Origin of the sequence: Blautia caccae (assembly GCF_040095955.1) — a bacterium.
Lineage (GTDB): Bacteria > Bacillota > Clostridia > Lachnospirales > Lachnospiraceae > Blautia > Blautia celeris.
The window spans coordinates 64,116-88,889 of sequence record NZ_JBBMFP010000003.1; the positions used below are offsets into that span (position 1 = coordinate 64,116).

Below are 24,774 nucleotides of genomic sequence, written 5' to 3' on the forward strand. Positions count from 1 at the left end.
TTAGTGTATAAGATGAGATTCGGAGAGGGGAGGAGAAGGTATGGATAATACTGCAGCAAGCGTAAAGGCTTTTAACCGGAAGCAGAGGTGCGGCCTGGGAGCGGTGGAATTTGGAAGAAGGTTACTGCCGTTTCTCACGGCATCGGGTATGATGTCTTATATGCTGGAGGGGATGGAGGTTTCCGGTTCCGGGGTATGGATGATCATGATGGCTGCTCTGATCGTTTCGTCACTGACGGTATTTATTTTAAGCTTCGTGATGGACAGAACCCGTAAAAGATCAGGCCGCAGCAAACCCTGGATATACAGCGGGATTCTTCTGCTGGCGGTAAGCGTACTGATGAGTATGCATGTTCCGGGAAACGCCATGGGAGCGAGATTAGTATATGCGGGGATTGTGTTATTTGTCTGGAGTTCCAGTGTAAAGCTGCTTCTTTACCCGGCAGATGCACTGATAGCAGGGATGACCGCGGACACGGCAGAGAGGTGGAATCTGGCGTCTGTCAAGGGCATAGCAGGCAGTTTGGCGGCGATTTGTGCTGTGTTTCCTGCGGGCCGGCTCGCCGCGCCGGGAATCATGGGGGCAGATGGAGGAAAACGGTATGTGACAGTATTTACAGTTCTCATAATTATCGCCATATTAACAGGAAGTTTTCTTCTGAAAGAGATAAATATTCCCCGGATTCCGGAGAGCCAGAGCATGAGCCTGAAAAACTGCGCAGGGGATTTTAAAGCCTTTTTAACAAACCGGTATTTTCTGATCCTGGTGGTTTATGGGTGCCTTCTGATGTTCGGAACCTCTGTGTTCGCCACTCTTACAGGGGAATATTCTTTCTGGATTTTAAGAGAAACCGGAAACGCTGCAGTTATGAATGGGATTCGTTATGGAATCCCCCTGGCTGCGTTTTTTGCCGTACTGCTTCTGAACAGGAAACTTACCAAAAAACAGTGTGCCCTTTTGGGAACAGGAATCTATGCAGCGGCCTGCCTGCTGATGCTTGTGAGTATGAAAATACAGCCCGTCTATTATCCGGCGTTTGTATTGGGAGAAATCGGAAACGGATTTATGTGGGCAATGCTGTGGGCCATGGAACCGGATGTGTTCGATCATGTGGACTACATGACCGGAAGAGCGCGCGCCGTATTTCCGGTAGCATTTATCGCCGCTGTTGTATCGATAGGGGGCGGTTTGGCCGGTGCTCTGAGACAGAGTTTGGCAGGGTTTATCATGAATCAGCAGAATTTTTCCGGATTAGCGGAGGCATCTATACGGCCCGATGGCCGGAAACAGTTGGCGGTGCTGGGATTTATGGTGATACCTTTGGTGGTTTGCGGAGTGGTGGCGTTGGTGCTGAGGAGGTATGGGCTGGATGAGGAGTATGGTGATGTCTGGATGGAGTTGGACAGGAGGGGGAAGAGAGAGTAGTTCTTTCTCCTATAAGCAGTAAAGCTTCACATACAGACTGCTGAAAATTGAAATTCTGTATATGATAATGATTTTGGATATAGGATGAGAATGTTTGATATAAGAGTAAAGCTGCAGGGCAGACGGAAGATGTTTGTTCATCGGACTGAGTTATCTGTATTATTGGAGGAGTATTATGGCAATCAAATCAATAGAAATAACAGGATATCGTTCCATCCCCCATCTTATTCTGGATACTGACAATATTACAGCGTTCATTGGGCGCAATGGGAGTGGAAAATCAAATATCCTTTCAGCCCTGAATTATTTTTTCAGAAATCTTACAGGTGTGTATGATGAAGAGGGAATATTTGATACGGCCAACAGCCTACGCAATGAAATCTGTATAAAGATTACATATGACTTAAGACAAATACTTAAAATTGTACAGCATAATCTTAAGTCTGCCGCCGGGGAGGAAGAGGAAGGAAGAAGAGAGTATGAGACGTACTATCAGAAAATCCGAGCCATGGCCCGTAATGATGAAATCGTTGTACGGCTGGTCAGAAGGAAGATGAAAGCGGTTGAATGGAATATAGATTATAATGCACGGCAGATTATAGCAGCAGTGTTTCCGGTCTATTTTATCGATGCCAGAAAGATCGTACTGACTGATTGGACAAATCTTTGGGAGTTGATAGGGGATTTTGTTAAACTGAAAACTGAAAAGTCTCAGGAAATTCGCAAAGAGATTCGGAATAGAGTGGAAAGTGATTTTACAACAGCAAAAAAATTGGAAAAGCTTGAACAGATCTTTGAAGAGCAGCAAGTAAACATCAGAAGTCTCACGTCAAAACAGATGGGGAAAATACTGGCAGAAATCGCTCTTGGCGGGCAGATGTTTCAATATGCAGAACGGAATCTTCAGGAGTATTCAAACGGGACAAATGCATATAATTACACAAACCTGATGATTGCTATTTTGGGACAAATGAAACAGTATAAGCTGAAAGAACCTGTCATTATATTGGACGAACCGGAGATAAGCCTTCATCAGGTAATGGTAGACAGGCTAATGGAAAACATGTTTGCCATGTCCGGCAGGATTCAGTTTTTTGTCTCCACACATTCGCCACGTTGTATGAAAATGCTGCTGGAAAGAGAAGAAAGGGATTACAGTATTTATCATGTGACTTTGAGTGAAAAGTACACGCGGACTGCAAAAGTAAAAAATCTTGCAGAAGAGGAGTCACGGGAACGGGCCATTGTTACAGAAACGTATGCAAACAGTTGTTTTGCCAAAATGGTGGTAAGCGTAGAAGGCGAAACAGAACTGGAAGTATTAAAAAACAAATATCTCAGACAGATATTCCCTGCTCTCAAAGAGCCGGAGTTTGTATTGGGAATGAGCAATAGTGTGATTCAGAATCTCGCATCGCCGGGAAGCAGAAACTATCAGGTACCCATACTTTCGGTAATCGATATGGACAAGGTACTGGAGAAGCGGCAGGGGAAAAACAGGTTTCAGTTTAAAAAGCTGAAAGATGTTCCAAATGACAGGGAAATTTACTGGTATGGTAAAAAAAGAGCAGATACACTTCAGGTAAGAAGAAGAATTCAGAGCATGTGTGAAAAATGTAATTTTACTTTTCAGTATCCGCTGTACAGCTGTCAGGATCAAAATTTCAGGTGTCTGCGGGAACTTATTAAAACGTATTACAGAAATTATGATATGTTTATCTGGGATACCACAATCGAAGGCGCGTTGATAACGAGCAAGAATTGTATACAGTTTATTAGCTGTATGGGTAAATATATAAAAGATAAAGTAAAGCCAGCTATCTGGAATGATATATATACATATCTGCAGAAATATGACCGAGAACCAAATATTAAATTGAATTATCTGCGAATGATTTTTTCCGGAAAAAGCGATTATCTGCTTACAAAAAAGCAGCTGAAAAAAGAAAATAAAAAAATCAATGATGATATATGGGATACCCTGTATAAAATTCCTAAGACAGGAAATTGGGTCGGTTTTTGGCTGGAATTGTATTTTCTGGGTCTGGCCGGACTCGATAGTTCTGATGAAATGCGGTTTCGAAAATTCTGCAACTGGCTGGAAAAAGAAGAGAATCAAAGAAAAACCATTAGAAAGTTCAAAAATGATTTTGTCGAATTACATGCTCTTATAGAAAAAATACAGATGACTTTGGCTTAAAAAGGTGATAAACTTAAATTTGAGCAGGCAGAAAATTTACATATCATATATGTAAGCCATAAGATGGCATGGGAATGCTGTTAAAACTATGGTGACAGGATACTTTTGATTTAAATTTTAACCGGCTGAGAAATATATCCATGATTTTCCTTATTTATCCTGGATTAATCCCTTTTCGGAATCTTCAAGTGAGTGCCTGCTCTTTTTATAGGATTTTGACGAGAATTCTTCTGCTTAAAAGTATCATGAAAAACGTGGAAGACTTGTCATTGAGGAATGTTTATGAAGATATATACAGAAGAATTTTTAAGAGACGGAATACTTGAAATACAAGAACAGCCTTTTGAAAAACTGTTGGTGGAAAAGAATAAATGGTACAAGTGTTTTGAAATATCAAAAAAAGACGGAAAAAGAGAAATCTGTGCGTTGTCAGATGAGGAAAGCGGGCAGAAAGTAAAGAGACTGCAGAAAAATCTGTTGCACCGCTTTCTGCGGAAAATCCCGATTGCTGTCTGCGCAAAAGGGTTTGTAAAAGAGGAAAGCTATCAGAGTTTCCTTGAACCGCATATAGGCAGCAAGTATTTTATGAGGTTAGATATCCGTAATTTTTTTAGTTCATTTTCTGAAGATTTGATATGGAAAGGCCTGCATGAGTTCGTAGAGAATGCAGAAGCGTTGGATATGATTTGCGAGTTGTGCACATGGGAGAATACTCTGCCTCAGGGAGCAGTTACTTCACCGGCACTTTCCAATATATTGTTCAGAAGAGCTGATCAGAGGATTTTAAAATATTGTCAGACAATCACAGAGCGCTGTAGTAAGAACAGATATAGGCCGGAAGCTGCCGGGAACGAAAATACTTTGTATTATACGAGATATGCTGATGATATGTTGTTTAGTTCGGATTTCTTTGATTTTTCAAAGGAAGAGTATTTTATGAAAATGATTAGCAGAATCCTGAAAGATTACGGATTTGAATTAAACCGTGATAAGACGGTCATTAGTGAAGATCAGATTGTTTTAAATGGGTATGTGGTTGGAAATGCAGTCTGGCTGTCAAGGAGAAAAATGCGGGATCTGAAAAGGATTCTTTATTTTTTTAGGAATAAGAATCATGAACTTTACAGAATTGATAAATTAAAAGTAAAAAAAACAATTGAGTCATTAAAGGAGCTGAATTGTTTTATGGAAAAAAACAATTCGGAAAGAAACAATTTTGCCAATAGCCTGGAGCTGATAAATTATCTGGCGGGATGCAGATCGTGGCTGATCGCAATTTTACAAATGAGGACAGAGGATAATAGGACACGGAGAAATCTAGGGAAAACTAAGGTAAGGATTGAAATGCTTTTAAGTGAATTGAGCAGATGTGAAGAGGAAAAACAGAGATGGGCGGAGAGAGGATAGAAAAATACTGGGCAGCAGAGATGCGTTCTGCCATAGAAAAATATCGTCAGTTTGAGATACTGATTCCGGCAGCTTCAGGAGAAGGGGCTGGTCACAGGGGAGAAGACGGCAGATATATTGAAAGTATATTAAAAACGACACTGAAGAAGTTTTTACCCGATGGTTTAGATATATTAACCGGTTTTATCCTGCGTGCAGGCGTAAAAAGCCCAGATTCGGGAAAGAAGAGACGACGGGATGAAGATGAACATTCCACACAGCTGGATTTGATCGTTTATGACACAGAACATATGCCTGTGTATCAGCGGTTTGGGGATACAGCGGTAGTTCCTCCGGAAGGGGTTATTGCTGTGATTTCAGTTAAGAAGCACTTATATCGGAGAGAACTGAAACATGAATTTGAAGCTTTGAAAAACGTGGCGGAATTGTGTACTCAGAAAAACAAGAAAGGTCCTTTTATCGGTCTTGTGGGTATGGACGATAAAATAAGAACAGACCATCCTGAAGAATCTTTTGAAATAGTTATAGAGTCTATTAAAGAGAGCCAAATCGAAAAGTGCATATCCTATGAGGAAATGCCTGGATTTGTAGGGACACTGAAAAGCTGGTCTATTCATAAAGCACATAGGAAGGATAAAAATCAGGCTGACTATCTTTTATATGTACACAGTGATGGAGAGGAACACCTGGGAATACAGTTTTTATTAAAAGGTATTCTTGATGTTTATTTTAGTGAGGGAAGAGGACATGGAAATGAACCGGGTATGTTTTCTTTTCCGGGCAATAGGAAGATGGATGCGGCAATAAAGAGTATTTCCTACCAAAAAGAGAAAGCGGGACGTTATGGATAATGAATTAACGGATAGAATATATATGGAAAAAGTCTCTGTATATATAATGCAAGACATTTACCATAGCCAATGTCATCCGGCAGATCCCAAAACCGGCCCTCATCATCGCCTGCAATAAAATCCTCACAGCCCAGTTTTGCGGCGAGTTTAAGGGGGCCATAATTTCACTATTGCAATTTAGATGCAATCATATCTATACACGCCCATCCGGAACATAGGTTCGTATCCTGTTCTGCTAGGTGACAAGACATCGTTCTGCGAATCTGTAATAACAACGGCTGTGTCAATTGGGCTTACTGTAATCATATTTAACCTCCAGATTAATTAATATACCATCATCTAATTATTCCCTGCGATAAGATATTTTATCCATAGGGCGGGGCGGACAGCAGTATGCAGATCGTTATATTGGTATGCAAAAAAACGAAAAAGAACAAATGTTCCGCTTTTGCCTATACATTTTTATATGCCTATGTTATAATTTTTAGTGACATTAAAGAATACTATTTCCACCAGGTATTATCTGGTGTTACGACGTATCCAAAAACAGGTTTTGGTGACCTTTATTCGTAAAATGGAAAAAGTTCGCCTATAGACCACGGTACTGAATACTCTGTTTTACGAATTTTTGGTCTATAGGCGAACTTTTTGTTGGGTCACCACGGAGGTAAACATACATTATGGAGTTCAAATTACACTCAGAATACCAGCCCACCGGCGACCAGCCGCAGGCCATCGAAGCCCTCGTGAAAGGCTTCCGGGAAGGCAACCAATGCCAGACTTTACTAGGGGTTACGGGGTCTGGAAAGACTTTTACCATGGCCAATGTCATCCAGCAGATCCAGAAGCCGACCCTTATCATTGCCCACAATAAAACCCTGGCTGCACAGCTCTACGGCGAGTTTAAAGAGTTCTTCCCCGAGAACGCAGTAGAATACTTTGTGTCCTACTACGACTACTACCAACCCGAAGCCTATGTCCCCTCATCCGACACCTATATCGCCAAAGACTCATCCATCAACGACGAGATAGACAAACTTCGTCTCTCCGCCACCTCCTCCCTGAGTGAGCGGAAGGATGTCATCATCATCTCCAGTGTATCCTGCATCTACGGTATCGGAAGCCCGAAGGATTACCAGAACATGATCATCTCGCTCCGACCGGGTATGGAGAAAGACCGTGACGATGTGGTGAGAGAGCTGATCGATATCCAGTATGACAGGAATGACATGGATTTTCACCGCGGTACGTTTCGTGTGCGCGGGGATGTTCTTGAAATCTTTCCGGCGGATTATACAGATATGGCAGTGCGGGTGGAGTTTTTCGGGGATGAGATTGACCGGATCACCCAGATTGACACCCTGACCGGTGAAATAAAATCTCAGCTCAATCACATTGCTATTTTCCCGGCCTCCCACTATGTAGTGCCCATTGAGCAGATACGGAAGGCGGCTGTTGGCATCGAGGAGGAGCTGAAGGAGCGTGTAGAATACTTCCGCAGTGAGGATAAGCTGCTGGAAGCCCAGAGGATTTCAGAGCGGACTAACTTTGACATTGAGATGCTCAAGGAGACAGGATTCTGTTCCGGAATCGAGAACTATTCCCGTCATCTTTCCGGGCTGGAACCCGGGGAGGCGCCATATACACTGATGGATTATTTCGGGGATGACTATCTGATCATTGTAGATGAATCCCATAAGACCATCCCCCAGATACGTGGTATGTACGCAGGTGACCGCTCCAGAAAGAGCACGCTGGTGGACTACGGATTCCGTCTGCCGTCAGCCCTTGACAACCGTCCTCTGAACTTTGAGGAATTTGAGAGCAAAATAGACCAGATCATGTTCGTATCCGCCACCCCGGGAGATTACGAAGCAAACCATGAACTGCTTCGTGCTGAGCAGATCATCCGTCCCACAGGGCTTCTGGACCCCATGGTGGAAGTGCGGCCTGTGGAAGGACAGATTGATGACCTTGTGGGAGAGGTCAATAAAGAAGTGGAAAAAGGCAATAAGATACTCATAACCACGCTGACAAAACGGATGGCTGAGGATTTGACGGATTATATGAAAGAGTTGGGCATCCGTGTCAAATACCTGCACTCTGATATTGATACCCTGGAACGCACGGAGATCATCCGTGATATGCGTTTGAATGTCTTTGATGTGCTGGTGGGAATCAACCTGCTCCGTGAAGGGCTTGATATTCCGGAGATCACCCTTGTGGCCATTTTGGACGCAGATAAAGAGGGATTCCTGCGTTCCGAGACATCCCTGATCCAGACCATCGGCCGTGCAGCCCGTAACTCAGACGGACGTGTTATTATGTACGGGGATACCATAACAGACTCCATGCGTCTTGCCATTGACGAGACCATGCGCCGCCGTAAGCTGCAGCAGGAGTACAACGAGGCCCACGGCATCACACCGCAGACCATCAAAAAAGCAGTCCGTGACCTTATCAGTATCTCCAAGAGTGTAGCCGAGACGGAGAAGAAACTGATAAAGGACCCGGAATCCATGAACAAAAAGGAACTGCAGAAGCTGATAAAGGACGTGGAGAAACAGATGCGGGCAGCAGCAGCGGATCTGAATTTCGAGATGGCAGCAGAGCTGCGTGACAAGATGATAGAGCTGAGAAAAAATCTGGAAGAGATATCAGAGAATTAAATCTTCACAAGCTAATCTTCACAAGCCCAAGCATAGATGAGCGGCGGAGGCAAAGTCCCTTACGGGGTATTTTACTCCGCCGTTATTTTGCCGAAAAAAGCTCTCCGGAAATATCTTTCTGGAAATATCTCTCAGGAACGAAATAAAATTCTTGTAAATTTATTCAGAATCATGTAATATTACTCATGGACTGCCCATAAAAAGGGCAGAAATACAGGACCATGGCCGCTTTCAGATAACCGGTCACGGCCCTTTCTGCGTGAAAATATTATATATTGGGAGGAAACCTATGAATTACGGTATTTTAAGTTTACTGCCGCCCATCATAGCTGTTATCCTGGCGATCAAGAGCCGAAATGTGATTCTTTCCCTTTTCTGCGGAGGACTTACAGGTGTATTGATATTCAGCCACGGTAACCCGTTCTTAGCGGTAAAATCTATGATCGGTGATTATTTATTCGTACAGCTTACAGACAGCTATAATGCGGGTGTTATCGTACTGGTGGTGTTCATCGGCGGATTTATCAAGCTGATGGAAAAGTCAGGAGGCGCGCAGGCTTTCGGGCAGAGCGCATACCGCTATGTTAACACCAAGTTAAAGGCACAGCTCTGCGCATGGGCAGGCGGGATCATTATCTTCTTTTCCGACCTGGGAACCCCGCTTCTGGTGGGACCTGTGTTCCGGCCTTTGTTTGACAAGCTGAAAATCTCCAGGGAAAAACTGGCCTGGATTTTGGACTCCACCTCATCTCCGGTGGCTATTTTGATTCCGTTTATCGGCTGGGGTGTGTATATTATGGGACTCATCCAGTCAGAGTTTGACAATCTGGGCGTAAAGGCATCAGATTACACTACCTTTGTGCAGGCCATTCCGTTTCAGATTTATGCCATTCTGGCAATTATCATGATTCCGCTGATTGCATTTACAAAGATCGATTTTTTCCAGATGAAAAAAGCGGAGCAAAAGGCAGAGAAAGAAAAGGCAGATTATAACTTTACAGAGCATGAGGAGGAAAAAGAAAACACCGGGGTATACTCCAAAAAGAACGCAAAACCGATCATGGTGATCCTTCCCATCATAGTTGTATTTGTCACTTTGTTTGCCACGCTGGCACCGCTGGGATTTCCGTTTAAGAAGGTGGACGGCAACGAGTTCAGGGTTGCACTTACTATGGGATACTTTTTCGGGGCGCTGGTTCTGATCCTAATGATCTGTCTTTTCAAAGTCATGAATTTCGGCGAGACATTCAAGGTGTATGTGGGCGGTATGAAAGGGATGACGGATGTGGCAATCACCCTGATTCTTGCCTGGTCCCTGGGGAGCATGATCAGTGAACTGGGCACGGCGCAGTTTATTGTGGATGTGCTGAAATCCATGAGCTTTTCCGCGGCACTGGTTCCTGCGGCAATCTTTCTGTTCGGTGCATTCGTGTCCTTTTCCACAGGAAGTTCATGGGGAACCTTTGCGATCATGATGCCTCTTGCCATACCAATGGCGCAGGCATTCTCCATTCCGTTTGCCATTGCCGTAGGCGCGGTTTTATCCGGAGGACTGTTCGGAGACCACTGCTCGCCAATCTCTGACACCACGATCCTGTCCTCCACAGGTGCGGAATGTGATCTGGTCGAACATGTGAGGACCCAGCTGCCCTATGCGCTTGTGAACGGTGTGATCGCTCTTATTGCGTTTATCATTGCAGGGGCGACCAAGAGCGCTGTATCATTGGGATTTGCAGTTGTGGCTCTGATCGTTGTGGTATTTGTGATCAATAAAGTATTTAATAAAAAAGCAGCAGCATAAAAATGGCTGGCGCACCGGATATTACGGGACGCCGGCCATTTTTATATAAAAGATAATAACAGCAGGCGGCCGTGCTTTGGAAATGAGGTCTGGAAGAAATTAAGAATGTGTTGAAACATTTCCGGCGATCCTTAGGTCTAATAAGCAGAAACATGAAAAACATGTGGAAACGTACGTACGGAAGAAAGGAACCTGATATGAATAATCTGATCAAAAAAGCAAAGGAGAGGGATGCGGACGCATTCACGGAGCTGATGCAGTCTCAGATGCAGAACATGTACAAAGCTGCGCGTTCTCTGCTTTCCAACGAGGAGGACGCGGCAGACGCCATCTCTGAAACAATCCTCACCTGCTGGGAGAAAATAGACCGGCTCAGGGAAGATAGGTATTTCCGTACCTGGATGACCAGAATACTGATCAACAAATGCAATGACATAAGGAAGAAAAAAGAGAACCTTTTCTTCACAGACGAGATGCCTGAGGTGGAAGTAAAAGAGGAGGGCTACGGCAATCTGGAATGGAATGAGGCGCTTGATATGCTGGATGGGAAGTACAGAACTGTGATCATCCTGTACTATGTGGAAGGCTTTAAAATGTCAGAGATCGCTGAGATCCTGGAGATACCGGAGGCAACTGTCCGGACCAGGATTGCCAGGGCCAGAAAGAAGATGTCAGAGGAGTATTATCCGAAGGCAGAGAGGAGGAAATTGATATGAGCATGAAAGAAGAGGAGATGATAGAGAAACTCAGGAAAGAGGTAGAGATTCCTGATAAAGTCCGGCAGAAAGCCAATGAAGCCTTTGCTTCTATAAAAAAGGACGCTGGGGCAGGAGCGGCAGAGGAAAGAGCAGCAGAAAGAAGAACAGGGGGCAGAATGCCGGGGAAAAAGCTTTGGATTCTGGCTGCGGCAGCCATTCTTGCCTTCGGTACGGTTACCGCGGGCGCAGCAGCTTATATGAAGTGGAGCAAAAGCCTTTCCGACGGAATGGCAGTGGAGGAGGAGCAGAAGCGTGAACTGGAAGATGCCCATATGGCAGCTCCCATTGATCAGTCTGTGACGGACCAGGGGGTTACGGTTACGATGGTACAGACAATTGTGGATCAGCATTTTCTGCGCATCTCTTTAAAGGTGGAGGGGTATGAACCGCCGCAGGGAGAACAGCCTGATTTCGGCCGGACATTGATTACCATTGATGGGAAAAATATAGATGATGCAGAAAATGAGGAGGATTATGTAAACCTCTCATCTTATTTTTTTGATAACATTGTACAGAGTCCTGAGGATGGGAAGGCAGTGAATCTGGATGGAACGCCCTTTACGGAAGACCAGGAGATTTCTTATGTGCTGGAAGACGGCAGTATGGAATACAATATCATTCTTTTTAACGCAGAGAGTGAAGATTATTTTATGGAAAAACCCATCCATCTGGAGCTGACAGGACTCGGTGGTCTGTATCTGGATGGATACAGACCAAATATCGAAGGGACCTGGAGCTTTGACTGGAACCTGGAAAGGTCTGACATGGTAAGAATATGCAGCCCGGGCACAGCTCTGGGGGACACCGGTGCCGTGGTGGAAAAGATAGAGATATCACCGATTTCTGCCCAGGTGGCATACCGGTTTCCGAGAACCAAGACGAAAGAAAAGGGGTATAATGACTCCGGGGAAGAGATTGATGTGGAGTTAACAGAAGATCCGCCGGAGCTGAAAGGTGTAAAGATGAAAGACGGCACCATATATTCCTATTTATACGGCGGGCCGGGCAGACGTGGATTTTCCTCAGATGAGGGGGAAGAATATGTCCACACATTCGGACTCAACAGGGTACTGGATACTGACCGGATCGAGAGCTTTTTATTTCTTAAATCCATTCCGGAGGACGGAGCGCCACTGACAGAGGAAAACTATTATATAGTCCCTGCCAAATAAAGGACAGCGGGAAGAAATTACTGATATTATAATAAAACAGAGGGAATGCTGTTAATATTGAACGGCTCCCCTCTGTTTTTTTTGCGTCCCTTTTCTTTCCTATTATTGCGGATTCTGAAACTTTCTAAAAAAAATATAAAGCCCTTGACAAATAAACACGCTGGTGCTATCTTAAGAACATAGATGTTAGCACTCCACACAAACGAGTGCTAACAACACCGGAAACAGCATCCGGGGCCATCAATGCGGAAGCAGAAAGGAGATTATAATGGACAGTGAACTGGATGAGCGTAAGAAAAAGATATTAAAAGCCATTATCCAGACGTATCTGGAAACCGGCGAACCGGTTGGATCGAGAACGATTTCAAAATACACTGACCTGAATCTCAGCTCTGCAACCATCCGGAACGAAATGTCAGACCTGGAGGAACTGGGGTACATTTTACAGCCCCACACTTCAGCAGGACGGATTCCCTCAGACGCGGGCTATCGTCTCTATGTGGATGAGCTGATGCGGGAGAAGGAACAGGAAGTTTCGGAGATCAAGGAACTGATGATTGAGAGGACCGACAAAATGGAGAAGGTGCTCAAACAGGTGGTGAAGGTTCTTGCATCCAACACTAACTATGCGACCATGATTACCGGCCCGACCTATCACAGGAACAAATTAAAATTCATCCAGCTTTCCAAAGTGGCTGAGATGCAGCTTCTGGCAGTTCTGGTGATTGAAGGAAATATAGTGAAGAATCACATGATAACCCTTCAGGAGCCTATGGATGATGACACAGTGCTGAAGCTGAACCTGCTTCTTAATACCCAGCTAAACGGCCTCACCATTGAGGAGATCAATCTGGGTATGATCACTAAGATGAAAGAACAGGCAGGTATCCACAGCGCGGTTGTGGGAAGCGTCATTGACGCGGTGGCCAATGCCATTGCGGTGGATGATGATGAGGTGGAGATATACACCAGCGGAACAACGAATATTTTCAAATATCCGGAGCTGGCAGACACCTCCAAGGCCAGTGAACTGATTTCCGCTTTTGAAGAAAAGCAGGAGCTGGTGGATCTGGTAAAGGATACTATGAATTCCGAAGAGAATACCGGCATTCAGGTATACATTGGAAATGAAACCCCTGTTAAAACTATGAAAGACTGCAGCGTTGTGACAGCCACATACGATTTGGGAGACGGTATGCAGGGAACCATCGGTATTATAGGCCCAAAGCGTATGGATTACGAGAATGTTGTGAACAATTTGAAGACGCTGAAGACGCAGTTGGACAATATATTTAAGAAAACCTAGAAAGGCGGTACGGATTCGTGTCAGAAGAAAAAGAATTATATGAAGAGATGCAGCCGGATGCGGCTTCTGAAGAGAAGGCAGAAGAAATCTTAGAGGAAGACGACAAGGCTCTGGCAGAGGAGGCCACCTGCGAAGAGGCCGTTGAGGAAGATGACCAGGCTGCTGAGGCAGCAGAAGGCCAGACAGAAGAGCAGGCAAAAGGAAAGACAGCCGAGAAAAAGGGCCTGTTCGGTAAAAAGAAAAAAGATAAAAAAGATGAGAAGATAGAAGAGCTCACCGATATGGTAAAGCGCCAGATGGCAGAGTTCGACAACTTCAGAAAGCGTACGGAGAAGGAAAAAGCTTCCATGTATGAGATCGGTGCGCGTGAAGTGATCGATAAGATCCTTCCGGTGGTTGACAACTTTGAAAGAGGTTTGGCTGCAGTTCCCGAAAATGAAAAGGAAAGCCCTTTTGCGGACGGCATGACAAAGATATACAAGCAGATGATGACCGTTTTTGAAGAGATTGGCGTAAAGGCCATCGAAGCAGTAGGGCAGGAATTTAATCCGGATTACCACAATGCAGTGATGCATGTGGAGGATGAAGAAGCCGGTGAGAATATAGTTGTAGAAGAGTTTCAGAAAGGTTACCTTTACAAAGACCACGTAGTGAGACACAGCATGGTGAAGGTTGCCAATTAGTTTTAGATGGTGCGCCGGAGGCGCAACCCAAATTCTCCGGCGGGACAGCCCGCTCGGATTATATCTCATAGATGAAACGCTCTGGCGGAGCGTTAAACCGCTTAGAACAGGAAAAGTAATTGATTTTAAATTCAGGAGGAATTTATCATGGGTAAAATTATAGGTATTGACTTAGGTACAACAAACAGTTGTGTAGGTGTTATGGAAGGCGGTCAGCCGGTAGTTATCGCCAATGCAGAAGGCGCAAGAACAACACCGTCCGTAGTTGCTTTTACAAAATCAGGAGAAAGACTGGTAGGTGAGCCGGCAAAACGTCAGGCCGTTACCAATGCAGATAAAACAATCTCTTCCATTAAGAGACATATGGGAACGGATTACAGAGTGGCAATTGACGACAAAAAATATTCTCCGCAGGAAATTTCTGCAATGATCCTTCAGAAACTGAAAAGTGATGCAGAGAACTACCTGGGCGAGAAAGTAACAGAGGCAGTTATCACAGTTCCCGCTTACTTCAACGATGCTCAGCGTCAGGCAACAAAAGACGCAGGTAAGATCGCAGGCCTGGAAGTAAAACGTATCATCAACGAGCCTACAGCAGCAGCACTTGCTTACGGCCTGGACAATGAAAAAGAGCAGAAGATCATGGTATACGACTTAGGCGGCGGTACTTTCGATGTTTCCATCATTGAGATCGGTGACGGTGTGATCGAAGTATTATCCACAGCAGGCGACAACCGTCTGGGCGGCGATGACTTTGACCAGAAAGTTGCAGATTACATGATCGCTGAATTCAAAAAAGCCGAAGGTGTAGACCTTTCCGCAGACAAAATGGCAATGCAGAGAATCAAAGAGGCTGCCGAGAAAGCGAAAAAAGAACTTTCTTCCGCAACCACAACCAACATTAACCTGCCGTTCATCAGCATGAACAGCAACGGACCTCTGCACTTTGATATGAACCTGACAAGAGCCAAATTCGATGAGCTGACACATGACCTGGTAGAGAGAACAGCAGAGCCGGTTCGCCGCGCACTGTCTGATGCAGGACTGAACTCTTCCGAACTGGGCCAGGTACTGTTAGTAGGTGGTTCCACACGTATCCCGGCTGTACAGGACAAAGTAAAACAGCTTACAGGCAAAGAGCCGAGCAAGACTCTGAACCCGGATGAGTGTGTAGCTCTGGGTGCTTCCGTACAGGGTGGTAAGCTGGCAGGCGATGCAGGCGCAGGCGATATCCTTCTTCTGGATGTTACTCCGCTGTCTCTGTCCATTGAGACCATGGGCGGTATCGCAACAAGGCTGATTGAAAGAAATACAACGATTCCTACCAAGAAGAGCCAGATCTTCTCCACAGCAGCCGACAACCAGACAGCAGTGGATATCAACGTGGTACAGGGTGAGAGACAGTTTGCAAGAGACAACAAATCCCTCGGACAGTTCCGTCTGGACGGAATTCCGCCTGCAAGAAGAGGTGTTCCGCAGATCGAGGTTACCTTTGATATTGATGCCAACGGTATCGTAAATGTATCTGCAAAAGACCTGGGAACAGGCAAAGAACAGCACATCACCATCACAGCTGGCTCCAACATGTCCGATGATGATATTGATAAAGCAGTAAGAGAAGCTGCTGAGTACGAAGCACAGGATAAGAAGAGAAAAGAAGCTGTAGACACCAAGAATGATGCTGATGCTATGGTATTCCAGACAGAGAAAGCTCTGGAAGAGGCAGGCGACAAGCTGGATGCCAATGACAAGACTGCCGTAGAAGCAGATCTGAACGCATTAAAAGAACTGTTAAACAGCTGTGCAAATACAGACGAGATCACAGATGCTCAGGTGGCTGACATCAAGGCCGGCAAAGACAAACTGATGGAGAGCGCACAGAAACTCTTCGCCAAGATGTATGAGCAGGCACAGGCTTCCCAGGGAACACAGGCAGGTCCGGGCCCGGACGCAGGCACTCAGGGAGGAAATGAAGCATACGGTGATGATGTGGTTGACGGAGACTACAGAGAAGTATAAAATAGCTTTGTCAGTAAATGACTTGGATGGCATGGGGTGTTTACAGCACTCCATGCCTGACTGTATGTTTAGAAAGGAATAAGACCAATGGCAGATAAAAGAGATTACTATGAAGTCTTAGGCGTGGACAAAGGCGCTGACGACGCCACTATCAAAAGCGCATACCGTAAGCTGGCAAAGAAGTACCATCCTGATGTAAACCCCGGAGACAAAGAAGCGGAGAAGAAATTCAAGGAGGCTACAGAGGCCTACGGCGTTTTGAGTGACCCGGATAAGAGAAGACAGTATGACCAGTTCGGCCATGCGGCCTTTGAAAACGGAGGTGCCGGCGGAGCAGGAGGCTTTGGAGGCTTCGGCGGTTTTGACGGCGCCGATATGGGTGATATTTTCGGCGATATTTTCGGCGATCTATTTGGCGGCGGCGGAAGAAGAAGAGCCAACAACGGCCCTATGAAGGGTGCCAATGTAAGGGCGTCCGTCCGCATTACCTTTGAAGAAGCAGTCTTTGGCTGTGAAAAAGAGCTGGATCTGAACCTGAAGGAGACCTGTAATACCTGTCACGGAACGGGTGCGAAGCCGGGAACTTCCCCGGAAACCTGTCCGAAATGCCACGGGGAAGGCCAGGTGGTATATACCCAGCAGTCCATGTTCGGTATGGTGAGAAATGTACAGACCTGTCCGGAGTGTCACGGTACCGGTAAGGTGATCAAGGACAAATGTACAGACTGCCGCGGAACCGGATACGTGAACCAGAGAAAGAAAATCCAGGTTTCTGTACCGGCAGGTATTGACAATGGACAGAGTATCCGTATCAGAGATAAGGGAGAACCGGGAACAAACGGCGGGCCGAGAGGAGACCTGCTGGTTGAGGTTGTTGTTGCCCGCCATCCCATTTTCCAGAGGCAGGATATGAACATATTCTCAACAGCGCCCATTACATTTGCGCAGGCTGCCCTCGGCGGCGAGGTGCGCATCAGCACAGTGGACGGAGATGTAATGTATGATGTGAAGCCGGGTACCCAGACAGACACAAAAGTGCGTCTGAAAGGCAAAGGTGTGCCGTCTCTCAGAAATAAGAGCGTGCGCGGCGACCACTATGTGACACTGGTGGTTCAGGTGCCTACCAAACTGAATGAGGATGCCAAGGAGGCTCTCAGAAAATTCGATGAGGCCTGCGGCAACCGCCCGTCCGGCAGCACAGAGAAAAAGAAAAAGGGCTTTATGGACAAACTGAAAGAGACCTTTGAGGACTGATTCGCCTGAAATCAGCCATATCAGGAGATTGTCGGGGAGAATGTACAAATTTTCCCTCCGGCAGTCTCTTTTTTTAGATGTGGGGATATGATACAATGGATTTATCAGAGAATAAGAAAGTTTAAGGTTGTTGCGATGGAGAAAATAGAGATAGATAAGAACAGCGGAACACCGCTGTATCTTCAGCTTGCCCGGCAGTTGGAGCAGCAGGCAGCGGATGGCATCCTGGTTCCGGGGGAACGGCTTCTCTCAGAGGTCAGAATGGCCGAGGTTTCCGGTTTGTCCGTGGGTACGGTGAAAAAAGCATATACCTGGCTGCAGGACAGAGGGGTTGTGCAGAAGATCCGCGGCGGAGGTGCCTATGTGCAGAAAAAGCAGCCGGAAAACGGGCAGAGCAGGGGGAAAAGTCCTTCGGATATCGTGGAGGAAATGTTTTCAAAAGTGTCGTCCAGCGGTCTGCCCATGAACCGGGTGTTTCTGCTGGCACAGCAGGAACTGGTCAGCCATTTTCAGGAAAAACAGAAAATCTGTGCAGCACTGGTGGAGTGCAATATTGAGATCCTGCATTCCATTGCACCCGTGGTGGAATCCATCCCCAATCTGACGGTGGAAACCTATGTGCTGGAGGAACTGCTCTCAGGGAGCAGAGTGATCAGTTCCAGGTGTGATCTGGCCTTTATCTCCCAGAGCCATTACCAGGAGTTCATAGGGTATGCGGATGCTCTGGGGATCCCCACTGAGACCTTTGCGCTGGTGGAGAGCAGAGAGACCATAGCACGTCTGGCCACCATACCGGAAGACCAGCCCATCTGCATTTTGTACAGGAGCGCTACATTTTTGAAGAATGCAAGGAGGACCCTGCAGCATCTGGGCAAGACAAATGAACAGATCTGTGCCAGTGAGGAAGAGATGAGTGAGGCCATTGACAACTGCTGCCGGCAGGGAATGCCCCTGATCATTTCTCCCGATTACATAGAGTATGCAAGTGCGTGGACACTGCAGGTGGTGGCAAGGGCAAGGAAAAGCAGGAGCAGGATCATTCCCATGGAATATGAGATTGACCAGGGTTCCTGGATGCACATGGTGGAAGTGGTAGGCAAGATGGACAGACAGAAGGGAAATGGCGAAATATGAGCTGGACATTAGAAGAGAACGGAAAGATACCTGTATATCTTCAGATCGCGCAGAAGTTAATGGCAGAGATAGAGAACGGTACCTTGAAAGAGGGGGAGCGGCTTATGCCGGAGCGGAAGCTGAGCGAGAATCTGCATGTGGCCCGCAACACGGTGAAGCAGGCATATGAGGAATTGTGCAGGGAAGGCTATGCATCCACGAAAAAAGGCAGCGGTACTTATGTGGACACCAGCCGAAGAGCTGATATGGACGAAAAAGTATGCGGGGTGATCGATGATGCCATAGAAAAGCTGGCATCCATGGGCAAAAGCCAGAAAGAGATTGAGCGTATGTTCATGGAAAGCGCCTGGAGGCATGTCCCGGACAGAGAGAGGCTGAAGCTTGCCTGGATAGACTGCAGCGAGGAATTTCTGCAGGATACAGCCCGGGAGATTGCAGACTTCTGCAATGTCCATGCGGACGCGTATCTCATAGATGAAATCAGGGAAAAGCCCGGCATATTAAACAGAGAAAAATACGACCTGTTCGCCACCACCATCAACCATCATGATGAGGTCTGGGCAACCGTGAAGCATGTGGTGGAAGGCGGAGACAGGATACCGGTGGAGAAGGTGGTCCTGTCCGTATCCAATGAGACCATCAGCAATATTGCCAAGCTGCAGGGGGAAAAGCCCATTGCCGTTATTTACGGAAGTGAGTGGTACCGTTTCAGCGTGGAATGCTTCCTGAAGGAATTCGGTGTGGTCAGCCCTTATGCCTACATACCTGTAAAAAGCGGTATTTACGAACTGGAACGCAAAAACGACCGGTACCAGGCAGTCATTTTGCCGCAGAACCTCTCCTACAAAGACGGGCTTATAAGGGAGATACAGCTTTTGTGCGGAAAAAAGGGTATCAGCAGTTTTCCTTTCCACCAGTATGCTGACCAGGGTTCCCTGTTCCATCTGCGGGAGCTGGTGTTCAGAAGATGGCTGGAAGAGGGAATGGCTGCGGAGAATAGCTGAATATTTGACATGATACAGGGATATACAAAAAACAGAACAGAAAGCAAGAGAGAAGGGCAGTGTGCCGGATTATGGCGCGCTGCTTTTTCTATGTCTTCTTTTTTGGAGATTACGGAATATACATGTTGTAGGACATATAAGCGGTTATAAAATAGATTTGGTATAGACTAAAGACTTTATGGAGAATTGGAATATATTAAAAATATAATTGGAATATATTAATTTTATTTAAAATATATTGTGACTGTGAAAAATGCACAAATTAGTGAGCGTAAAATTAACTTTAATGCTGAAATAATAAAAAAATATTGATTATACTTATAAATTGTGCTAGTATCAATATAAGCCAATCGGAAAGGTTGACAAGGTATTACAACAATTAATATATACCAATTAAAGAGAAATGAGGTGCTATTATGTCAACTAACTATCCACATTTATTCAGCCCGTTACGAATCGGAAACGTAACTCTGAAAAACCGTATCGCAACTGCTCCCATGGGATCAGAGCCTAATACATCCGGCTTCTTATCCGAGCAGAACCTTGCCGCATTTGAAAACCGTGCAAAAGGCGGTGCAGCCATTGTCACAAGAGGTGAGACTCTGGTCCACGCCCACACGGGAAGTGCCCATGGAAACCTCTGCAATCTGGACAACGAGGGATTTATGCCATCTCATCTGCAGCTGACAGACAGAATCCATCAGCACAACGCACTGGCAAATATTGAAATTTTACATAGCGGTGCCCGTGCCCATCCCCAGTACACAAACGGGATCATCTACGGACCAAGTGCACAGCCGGGTGTATACGGTGTGGATGTAACACCCATGGACGAAGACATCATGAATGAGATCGCAGATGCCTTTGCACATGGCGCTTATGTAGCAAAATTCGGCGGATTTGATATGGTCATGATCCACGGCGGCCATGGCTGGCTGCTCAGTGAATTCTTATCCCCGCTGTACAATACAAGAACAGACAAATACGGCGGTTCCATTGAAAACCGCGCCAGATTCCCGCTTATGGTCATTGACCGTATCCGCAAAGCTGTGGGACCGAACTTCCCCATTGAGATCCGTATCTCAGGTGATGAATTCATGGAAGGAGGCTACGGCATAGAGGATGCCATTGAATTTGCGAAAATGCTGGACGGCAAAGTGGACCTGATCCATGTATCCGCCACTTCCTTCCGCGACGTGAACTCCGGATGCCGTATGTTCCCGTCCGCATTTTTGCCGCACGGTGTCAATGTATATCTGGCAGAGGCCATTAAGAAACATGTGAAGACACCCATCGCGACGGTAGGTGCCCTGTCTGATCCGGCAGAGATGGAAGACATCATTGCATCCGGCAAGGCAGACGTGATCTATGTAGGCCGTCAGATCCTGGCAGATCCGGAATTCCCGAACAAGGCAAAAGCAGGACGTTTCGATGAGGTTCGCCCGTGCGTGAGATGTAATCACTGCCTGTCTCTGGATTTCGTTCCGTATGTAGATATGTGCTCCGGTATTTCCCAGTGTGTGGTAAATCCGGAAGTCGGACGTGACTTAAAAGAAGGTATGTACCAGCCAAAACCGCAGCCTAAGAAAGTGCTGGTGATCGGCGGAGGCCCGGGCGGTATGCAGGCAGCCCTGAAAGCGGAAGAGCAGGGACACGAAGTTATTTTGGTTGAGAAAGCGGACCGTCTCGGCGGTATGCTCAACGTGGCTGTCCACGATGTTTCTTTCAAAGAGGATCTTGGAAGTTATCTGCAGTACCTGATTCGCATGGTGGAGAGAAAAGCGATCCAGGTACGCCTGAATACAACTGCAACACCGGAGTTGATCCGGGAGATCGCACCGGATACAGTAGTCTGTGCAGTGGGCGCAGAACCGATCATCCCAAGGATCCCGGGAGTTGACAGAGAAAATGTAGTAAAAGTCACACAGCTTCGCGACCCGGACCTGAAATTCGGAGAGAAAGTCGTTGTGATCGGCGGCGGTCTTGTGGGATGCGAGGAAGGTCTGGCCCTGGCTATGGAAGGAAAGGATGTGACCGTTCTGGAAATGCAGGATAAACTGGCTCCGGACGCACCGATCCTGCATCTGAAAGCCATGATGCTGGAATACGAAAAACGCACAGAGAATTTACATCCGTATACAGAAGTCACAGTTACCTCCATTGAGGATGACGGTGTACACGCAAAAGATAAAGACGGCAAGGAGGTCATCTATCCGGCAGACACGGTTCTGTTGTCTGTGGGCATGAGATCCAAGATCGATGAGGTGGAGAAACTCCGCACAAACGACGCGGAATTTATCACGGTAGGTGACTGTATCAAACCGGGCAAGATTCTGCAGGCAGTAAGCGGCGGATATTTTGCAGGAAAATACGCATAACGGCAGGACATAGACATAACCTCTTCTCTAATGCACTGTCTCCCGGGGAATGCAGATTCCCCGGGGCGGGCAGTACAGGGGGAGTCTGTGCATCTTTTGGTTTAATCAGATGCAGTTATGTCTATATACAATATTAGCGCATAAAAGAGGAGGGAATATATGTCTGAAGTTGCTTCAACCAAAGAACTAAAGAGGGTATTGGGCAGAAAAGAACTGCTGTCCATTGGTATCGGACAGACGATCGGTTCCGGTATTTTTGCCATGGTAGGTATCGGTATTGCCATGACAGGAAGGTCAGCCAGCATTTCCATGCTGATCGCCGCTATTTTTACTATTTTTACCAATATTCCGTTGATATTTGTAGCAGGTACGGTTCGTCTGAGAGGCGGTTTCTACACACAGCTTGCACTTCTTGGGAATGATGTCAGCGCAGGATTTTTCGTTATCGTTCATATCCTGTCCTGGACGGCACTGGCTATGTACGCGCTTAGCTTTGCGGATTATATGCTGGGCCTGATCCCGGCATTGTCTTCCAACGGCTTTGTACGCCAGTTGATCGCACTCATCGTGCTGACAGTCTTCTATATCACGAACCTGATGGGAATTGAGGGAGCAGCCAAACTGCAGAACGCCATGATGCTGATCATGATTCTGGCCCTGACAGCATTTATCGTGTTCGGTCTGCCCCATGTGACTCCGACTTATTTTGAACAGCCGGAATTCATGACCCACGGTGTGAAATCCATGTTGTCCGCAGGTGCCCTGTTTACCTGGGCCGTAGGCGGAGCGAACGTTGTCATCCATTTGGGCGCGGAGTGTAAGAACCCCACCAAGGATATTCCGTTTGTCATCATTGTAGCTACCTGTATCATCGCTGTATTCTATGCAGGTCTGGTAGTGGTTGCATCCGGCGTTCTTCCGGTAGCGGAAGTTGCCAATCAGCCGCTGACACTGGTATCCGCGGAAGTGCTTCCGTATCCGCTGCATGTATTCTTTATTGTCGGCGGTGCCATGTTCGCACTGTCCACAACCCTGAACTCTGCACTTGGCTGGGTTACAAAACCGATCCTGCAGGCAGCAGTTGACGGATGGTTCCCGCCTAAGGTTGCTACGATCCATAAGAAATACAAAACACCTACAGTCATCCTCACCATGTTCTACCTGGAGTGTGTGATCGTTATCCTGTTCAATGTTCCGATCTCCACGATCGGCAACATGGCAGTTATCTTAAACAACGTATTCTTCGCAATACTGGCGTTTACCTCCTACAATATGGTCAAGAAGATTCCGGATGTGTGGAACAAATCCAGGTTCCATGTAAGCAACGGTGTGCTTCTGTTCTGGGCTGTAATAGGCGGTATCTCCCTGATCCTGCAGACAACACTTCTGTTCAGTGATCTGAAACCGTGGGAGTTTGTTGCCAATGTAGTGGTACTGGTATTTGGTCTTGCATACGCGTTTTTCCGCAAAAGATCCGGAAAAGTCCATATGGAAGTCAGCTACGAGGAAGCATAAGAAGACCCATAAAAAGGTCAGTAAAAAGGCGGAGTTTTGCTTCGCTGTATCAGAAAAACAGAGATGTGATCCTTTTCGGAGGCCGCGTCTCTGTTTTTTTATATTGGCTCTCCGTTTCTTTTATCGTTGCATTCCTCATATTTTTTATATATAATAGGAATATTGGATGTAATTATCAGGACAACAGACAATTACAGCGACAGACAATTACAGCGACAGACAATTATAATGATAACAAAAGCGGAGAGTGTGGAAAAATGAGCGGTCTTGTAGTTATGAAGCAGATGATAATAATATTCGCGTTGATTATGGCAGGGTTTCTGCTGTATAAAAAGCATATCATATCCTCCGCTGCATCCAAAGACATGTCAGCATTGGTATTGAACCTCTGCTCCCCGGCTTTGATCATATCCAGCATGTTCAGTGACCTGAGCACCATATCCAGAAAAGATGTGGGCTTGGTGGCCCTCATAGGCGTTCTCTGTTTTGCATTTCTCATCATACTGGGATATGCTCTGACGAAGATCCTGCGGGTGCCTGTCTCCCAGAAGGAGGCATACATTCTGATGACTGTATTCGGCAACCTTGGGTTTATCGGGCTGCCTGTGGCCTCCGCGGTGCTGGGGCCTAAATCTATGGTGTATGTGATTGTCTTTAACTTTCTGTTCAATGTGGTGATCTTCACCTTTGGTATCATGCTGGTGAAAAAAGGCGTGGAAGGGGTGGAACAGTCCTGGACAGATATTTTCAGCCCCGGCTTTATTGCCTGCATCACAGCCTTTTTTATCTACTGGTTCCATATCAGGATTCCGGCAGATTTGCAGTCACTGGTAAACTACTGCGGCAATGCATGTACGCTTTTGTCATTGCTGGTGATCGGTATGTCCCTGGTGGGAATGAACCTGGGAAGTGTGTTCAGGAACAGGAGGCTTCTGCTTTTCACAGCCATCCGTTTTCTTGCAGTGCCCATAGCCCTGGCCCTGCTTTTGAAACCTCTGCTGCCGGATTATATTATGAGGGCATCCATTGTACTTATGATGTCTCTGCCTGTGGCTAATATGCCCATGATGATGGCCGAGCAGTACGGGAAAGAGACCGCAGCCATATCCGAGGGGATCATTTTGTCCACTGTGCTCTCGGCTGTTACGATCTCCCTGGTATTTTTATTTGTGTAGGCAGGACAAGATTGATTTCACT

At 46.3% G+C, this 24,774-nt stretch carries 17 protein-coding genes; all 17 read left to right on the plus strand.

Going from position 1 to position 24,774, the window contains the following annotated elements; genetic code table 11:
- The first annotated feature begins 40 nt into the window (after positions 1 to 40).
- The 17 genes from WMO65_RS03855 (at position 41) to WMO65_RS03935 (ending at position 24,752) form a co-directional block, all read left to right on the plus strand.
- Positions 41 to 1,426 carry an MFS transporter gene (locus WMO65_RS03855; protein ID WP_148392650.1) on the plus strand — a complete coding sequence of 462 codons (1,386 nt, stop codon included), beginning with the start codon at positions 41 to 43 and terminating at the stop codon, positions 1,424 to 1,426.
- A gap of 175 nt (positions 1,427 to 1,601) precedes the next feature.
- Entirely contained in the window at positions 1,602 to 3,626 is a 2,025-nt protein-coding gene (locus WMO65_RS03860; protein ID WP_148392649.1) for a retron Eco8 family effector endonuclease, read from the plus strand.
- A gap of 282 nt (positions 3,627 to 3,908) precedes the next feature.
- Entirely contained in the window at positions 3,909 to 5,033 is a 1,125-nt protein-coding gene (locus WMO65_RS03865) for a reverse transcriptase family protein (protein WP_187370595.1), read from the plus strand.
- Positions 5,015 to 5,884, plus strand: a complete 870-nt coding sequence (locus tag WMO65_RS03870; RefSeq protein WP_349063689.1) for a DUF6602 domain-containing protein — start codon at positions 5,015 to 5,017, stop codon at positions 5,882 to 5,884. Before WMO65_RS03865 ends, WMO65_RS03870 begins: the two co-directional genes overlap by 19 nt.
- A gap of 680 nt (positions 5,885 to 6,564) precedes the next feature.
- Complete coding sequence (gene uvrB / locus WMO65_RS03875; protein ID WP_187370594.1) at positions 6,565 to 8,553, plus strand: excinuclease ABC subunit UvrB; 1,989 nt, start codon at positions 6,565 to 6,567, stop codon at positions 8,551 to 8,553.
- A 289-nt stretch (positions 8,554 to 8,842) separates the two neighbouring features.
- Complete coding sequence (locus tag WMO65_RS03880) at positions 8,843 to 10,354, plus strand: SLC13 family permease (RefSeq protein ID WP_033142358.1); 1,512 nt, start codon at positions 8,843 to 8,845, stop codon at positions 10,352 to 10,354.
- A 161-nt stretch (positions 10,355 to 10,515) separates the two neighbouring features.
- Positions 10,516 to 11,070 (plus strand): RNA polymerase sigma factor, encoded by a 555-nt coding sequence (locus WMO65_RS03885; RefSeq protein ID WP_225305378.1) that lies wholly within the window; start codon positions 10,516 to 10,518, stop codon positions 11,068 to 11,070.
- Positions 11,067 to 12,284 carry a DUF4179 domain-containing protein gene (locus WMO65_RS03890; protein ID WP_148392645.1) on the plus strand — a complete coding sequence of 406 codons (1,218 nt, stop codon included), beginning with the start codon at positions 11,067 to 11,069 and terminating at the stop codon, positions 12,282 to 12,284. Before WMO65_RS03885 ends, WMO65_RS03890 begins: the two co-directional genes overlap by 4 nt.
- A 268-nt stretch (positions 12,285 to 12,552) precedes the next feature.
- The gene (gene hrcA / locus WMO65_RS03895) at positions 12,553 to 13,590 is read left to right on the plus strand and encodes a heat-inducible transcriptional repressor HrcA (protein WP_181014503.1); all 1,038 of its coding nucleotides are present in this window, start codon (positions 12,553 to 12,555) and stop codon (positions 13,588 to 13,590) included.
- Between the two features lie 47 nt (positions 13,591 to 13,637).
- Complete coding sequence (gene grpE, locus WMO65_RS03900) at positions 13,638 to 14,273, plus strand: nucleotide exchange factor GrpE (RefSeq protein ID WP_033142398.1); 636 nt, start codon at positions 13,638 to 13,640, stop codon at positions 14,271 to 14,273.
- Between the two features lie 147 nt (positions 14,274 to 14,420).
- Positions 14,421 to 16,292, plus strand: coding sequence for a molecular chaperone DnaK (dnaK, locus tag WMO65_RS03905; RefSeq protein ID WP_033142361.1), 1,872 nt, complete (start codon positions 14,421 to 14,423; stop codon positions 16,290 to 16,292).
- An 87-nt stretch (positions 16,293 to 16,379) separates the two neighbouring features.
- Entirely contained in the window at positions 16,380 to 17,546 is a 1,167-nt protein-coding gene (dnaJ, locus tag WMO65_RS03910; RefSeq protein ID WP_033142362.1) for a molecular chaperone DnaJ, read from the plus strand.
- A gap of 135 nt (positions 17,547 to 17,681) precedes the next feature.
- Positions 17,682 to 18,680 carry a GntR family transcriptional regulator gene (locus tag WMO65_RS03915; RefSeq protein ID WP_158587220.1) on the plus strand — a complete coding sequence of 333 codons (999 nt, stop codon included), beginning with the start codon at positions 17,682 to 17,684 and terminating at the stop codon, positions 18,678 to 18,680.
- Positions 18,677 to 19,684, plus strand: a complete 1,008-nt coding sequence (locus tag WMO65_RS03920) for a GntR family transcriptional regulator (RefSeq protein ID WP_033142364.1) — start codon at positions 18,677 to 18,679, stop codon at positions 19,682 to 19,684. The genes WMO65_RS03915 and WMO65_RS03920 overlap by 4 nt, the downstream gene beginning before the upstream one ends.
- Positions 19,685 to 20,100: 416 nt before the next feature.
- Positions 20,101 to 22,062, plus strand: a complete 1,962-nt coding sequence (locus tag WMO65_RS03925) for an oxidoreductase (RefSeq protein ID WP_148392644.1) — start codon at positions 20,101 to 20,103, stop codon at positions 22,060 to 22,062.
- Between the two features lie 159 nt (positions 22,063 to 22,221).
- Positions 22,222 to 23,577, plus strand: coding sequence for an APC family permease (locus WMO65_RS03930; protein ID WP_103731484.1), 1,356 nt, complete (start codon positions 22,222 to 22,224; stop codon positions 23,575 to 23,577).
- Positions 23,578 to 23,834: 257 nt separating this feature from the next.
- A complete protein-coding gene (locus WMO65_RS03935) occupies positions 23,835 to 24,752 on the plus strand; it encodes an AEC family transporter (RefSeq protein ID WP_033142367.1) in 918 nt (305 codons plus the stop codon).
- Positions 24,753 to 24,774: the final 22 nt, after the last annotated feature.

Bases quoted from the DNA above. Each gene is read 5' to 3' on its own strand.
- WMO65_RS03925 (WP_148392644.1), top strand. From the start codon at position 20,101: ATGTCAACTAACTATCCACATTTATTCAGCCCGTTACGAATCGGAAAC.
- WMO65_RS03885 (WP_225305378.1), top strand. From the start codon at position 10,516: ATGTGGAAACGTACGTACGGAAGAAAGGAACCTGATATGAATAATCTG.
- uvrB (WP_187370594.1), top strand. From the start codon at position 6,565: ATGGAGTTCAAATTACACTCAGAATACCAGCCCACCGGCGACCAGCCG.
- dnaK (WP_033142361.1), top strand. From the start codon at position 14,421: ATGGGTAAAATTATAGGTATTGACTTAGGTACAACAAACAGTTGTGTA.
- WMO65_RS03915 (WP_158587220.1), top strand. From the start codon at position 17,682: ATGGAGAAAATAGAGATAGATAAGAACAGCGGAACACCGCTGTATCTT.
- WMO65_RS03870 (WP_349063689.1), top strand. From the start codon at position 5,015: ATGGGCGGAGAGAGGATAGAAAAATACTGGGCAGCAGAGATGCGTTCT.
- WMO65_RS03855 (WP_148392650.1), top strand. From the start codon at position 41: ATGGATAATACTGCAGCAAGCGTAAAGGCTTTTAACCGGAAGCAGAGG.
- WMO65_RS03920 (WP_033142364.1), top strand. From the start codon at position 18,677: ATGAGCTGGACATTAGAAGAGAACGGAAAGATACCTGTATATCTTCAG.
- hrcA (WP_181014503.1), top strand. From the start codon at position 12,553: ATGGACAGTGAACTGGATGAGCGTAAGAAAAAGATATTAAAAGCCATT.
- WMO65_RS03860 (WP_148392649.1), top strand. From the start codon at position 1,602: ATGGCAATCAAATCAATAGAAATAACAGGATATCGTTCCATCCCCCAT.
- WMO65_RS03880 (WP_033142358.1), top strand. From the start codon at position 8,843: ATGAATTACGGTATTTTAAGTTTACTGCCGCCCATCATAGCTGTTATC.
- WMO65_RS03865 (WP_187370595.1), top strand. From the start codon at position 3,909: ATGAAGATATATACAGAAGAATTTTTAAGAGACGGAATACTTGAAATA.
- dnaJ (WP_033142362.1), top strand. From the start codon at position 16,380: ATGGCAGATAAAAGAGATTACTATGAAGTCTTAGGCGTGGACAAAGGC.
- WMO65_RS03930 (WP_103731484.1), top strand. From the start codon at position 22,222: ATGTCTGAAGTTGCTTCAACCAAAGAACTAAAGAGGGTATTGGGCAGA.
- WMO65_RS03890 (WP_148392645.1), top strand. From the start codon at position 11,067: ATGAGCATGAAAGAAGAGGAGATGATAGAGAAACTCAGGAAAGAGGTA.
- WMO65_RS03935 (WP_033142367.1), top strand. From the start codon at position 23,835: ATGAGCGGTCTTGTAGTTATGAAGCAGATGATAATAATATTCGCGTTG.
- grpE (WP_033142398.1), top strand. From the start codon at position 13,638: ATGCAGCCGGATGCGGCTTCTGAAGAGAAGGCAGAAGAAATCTTAGAG.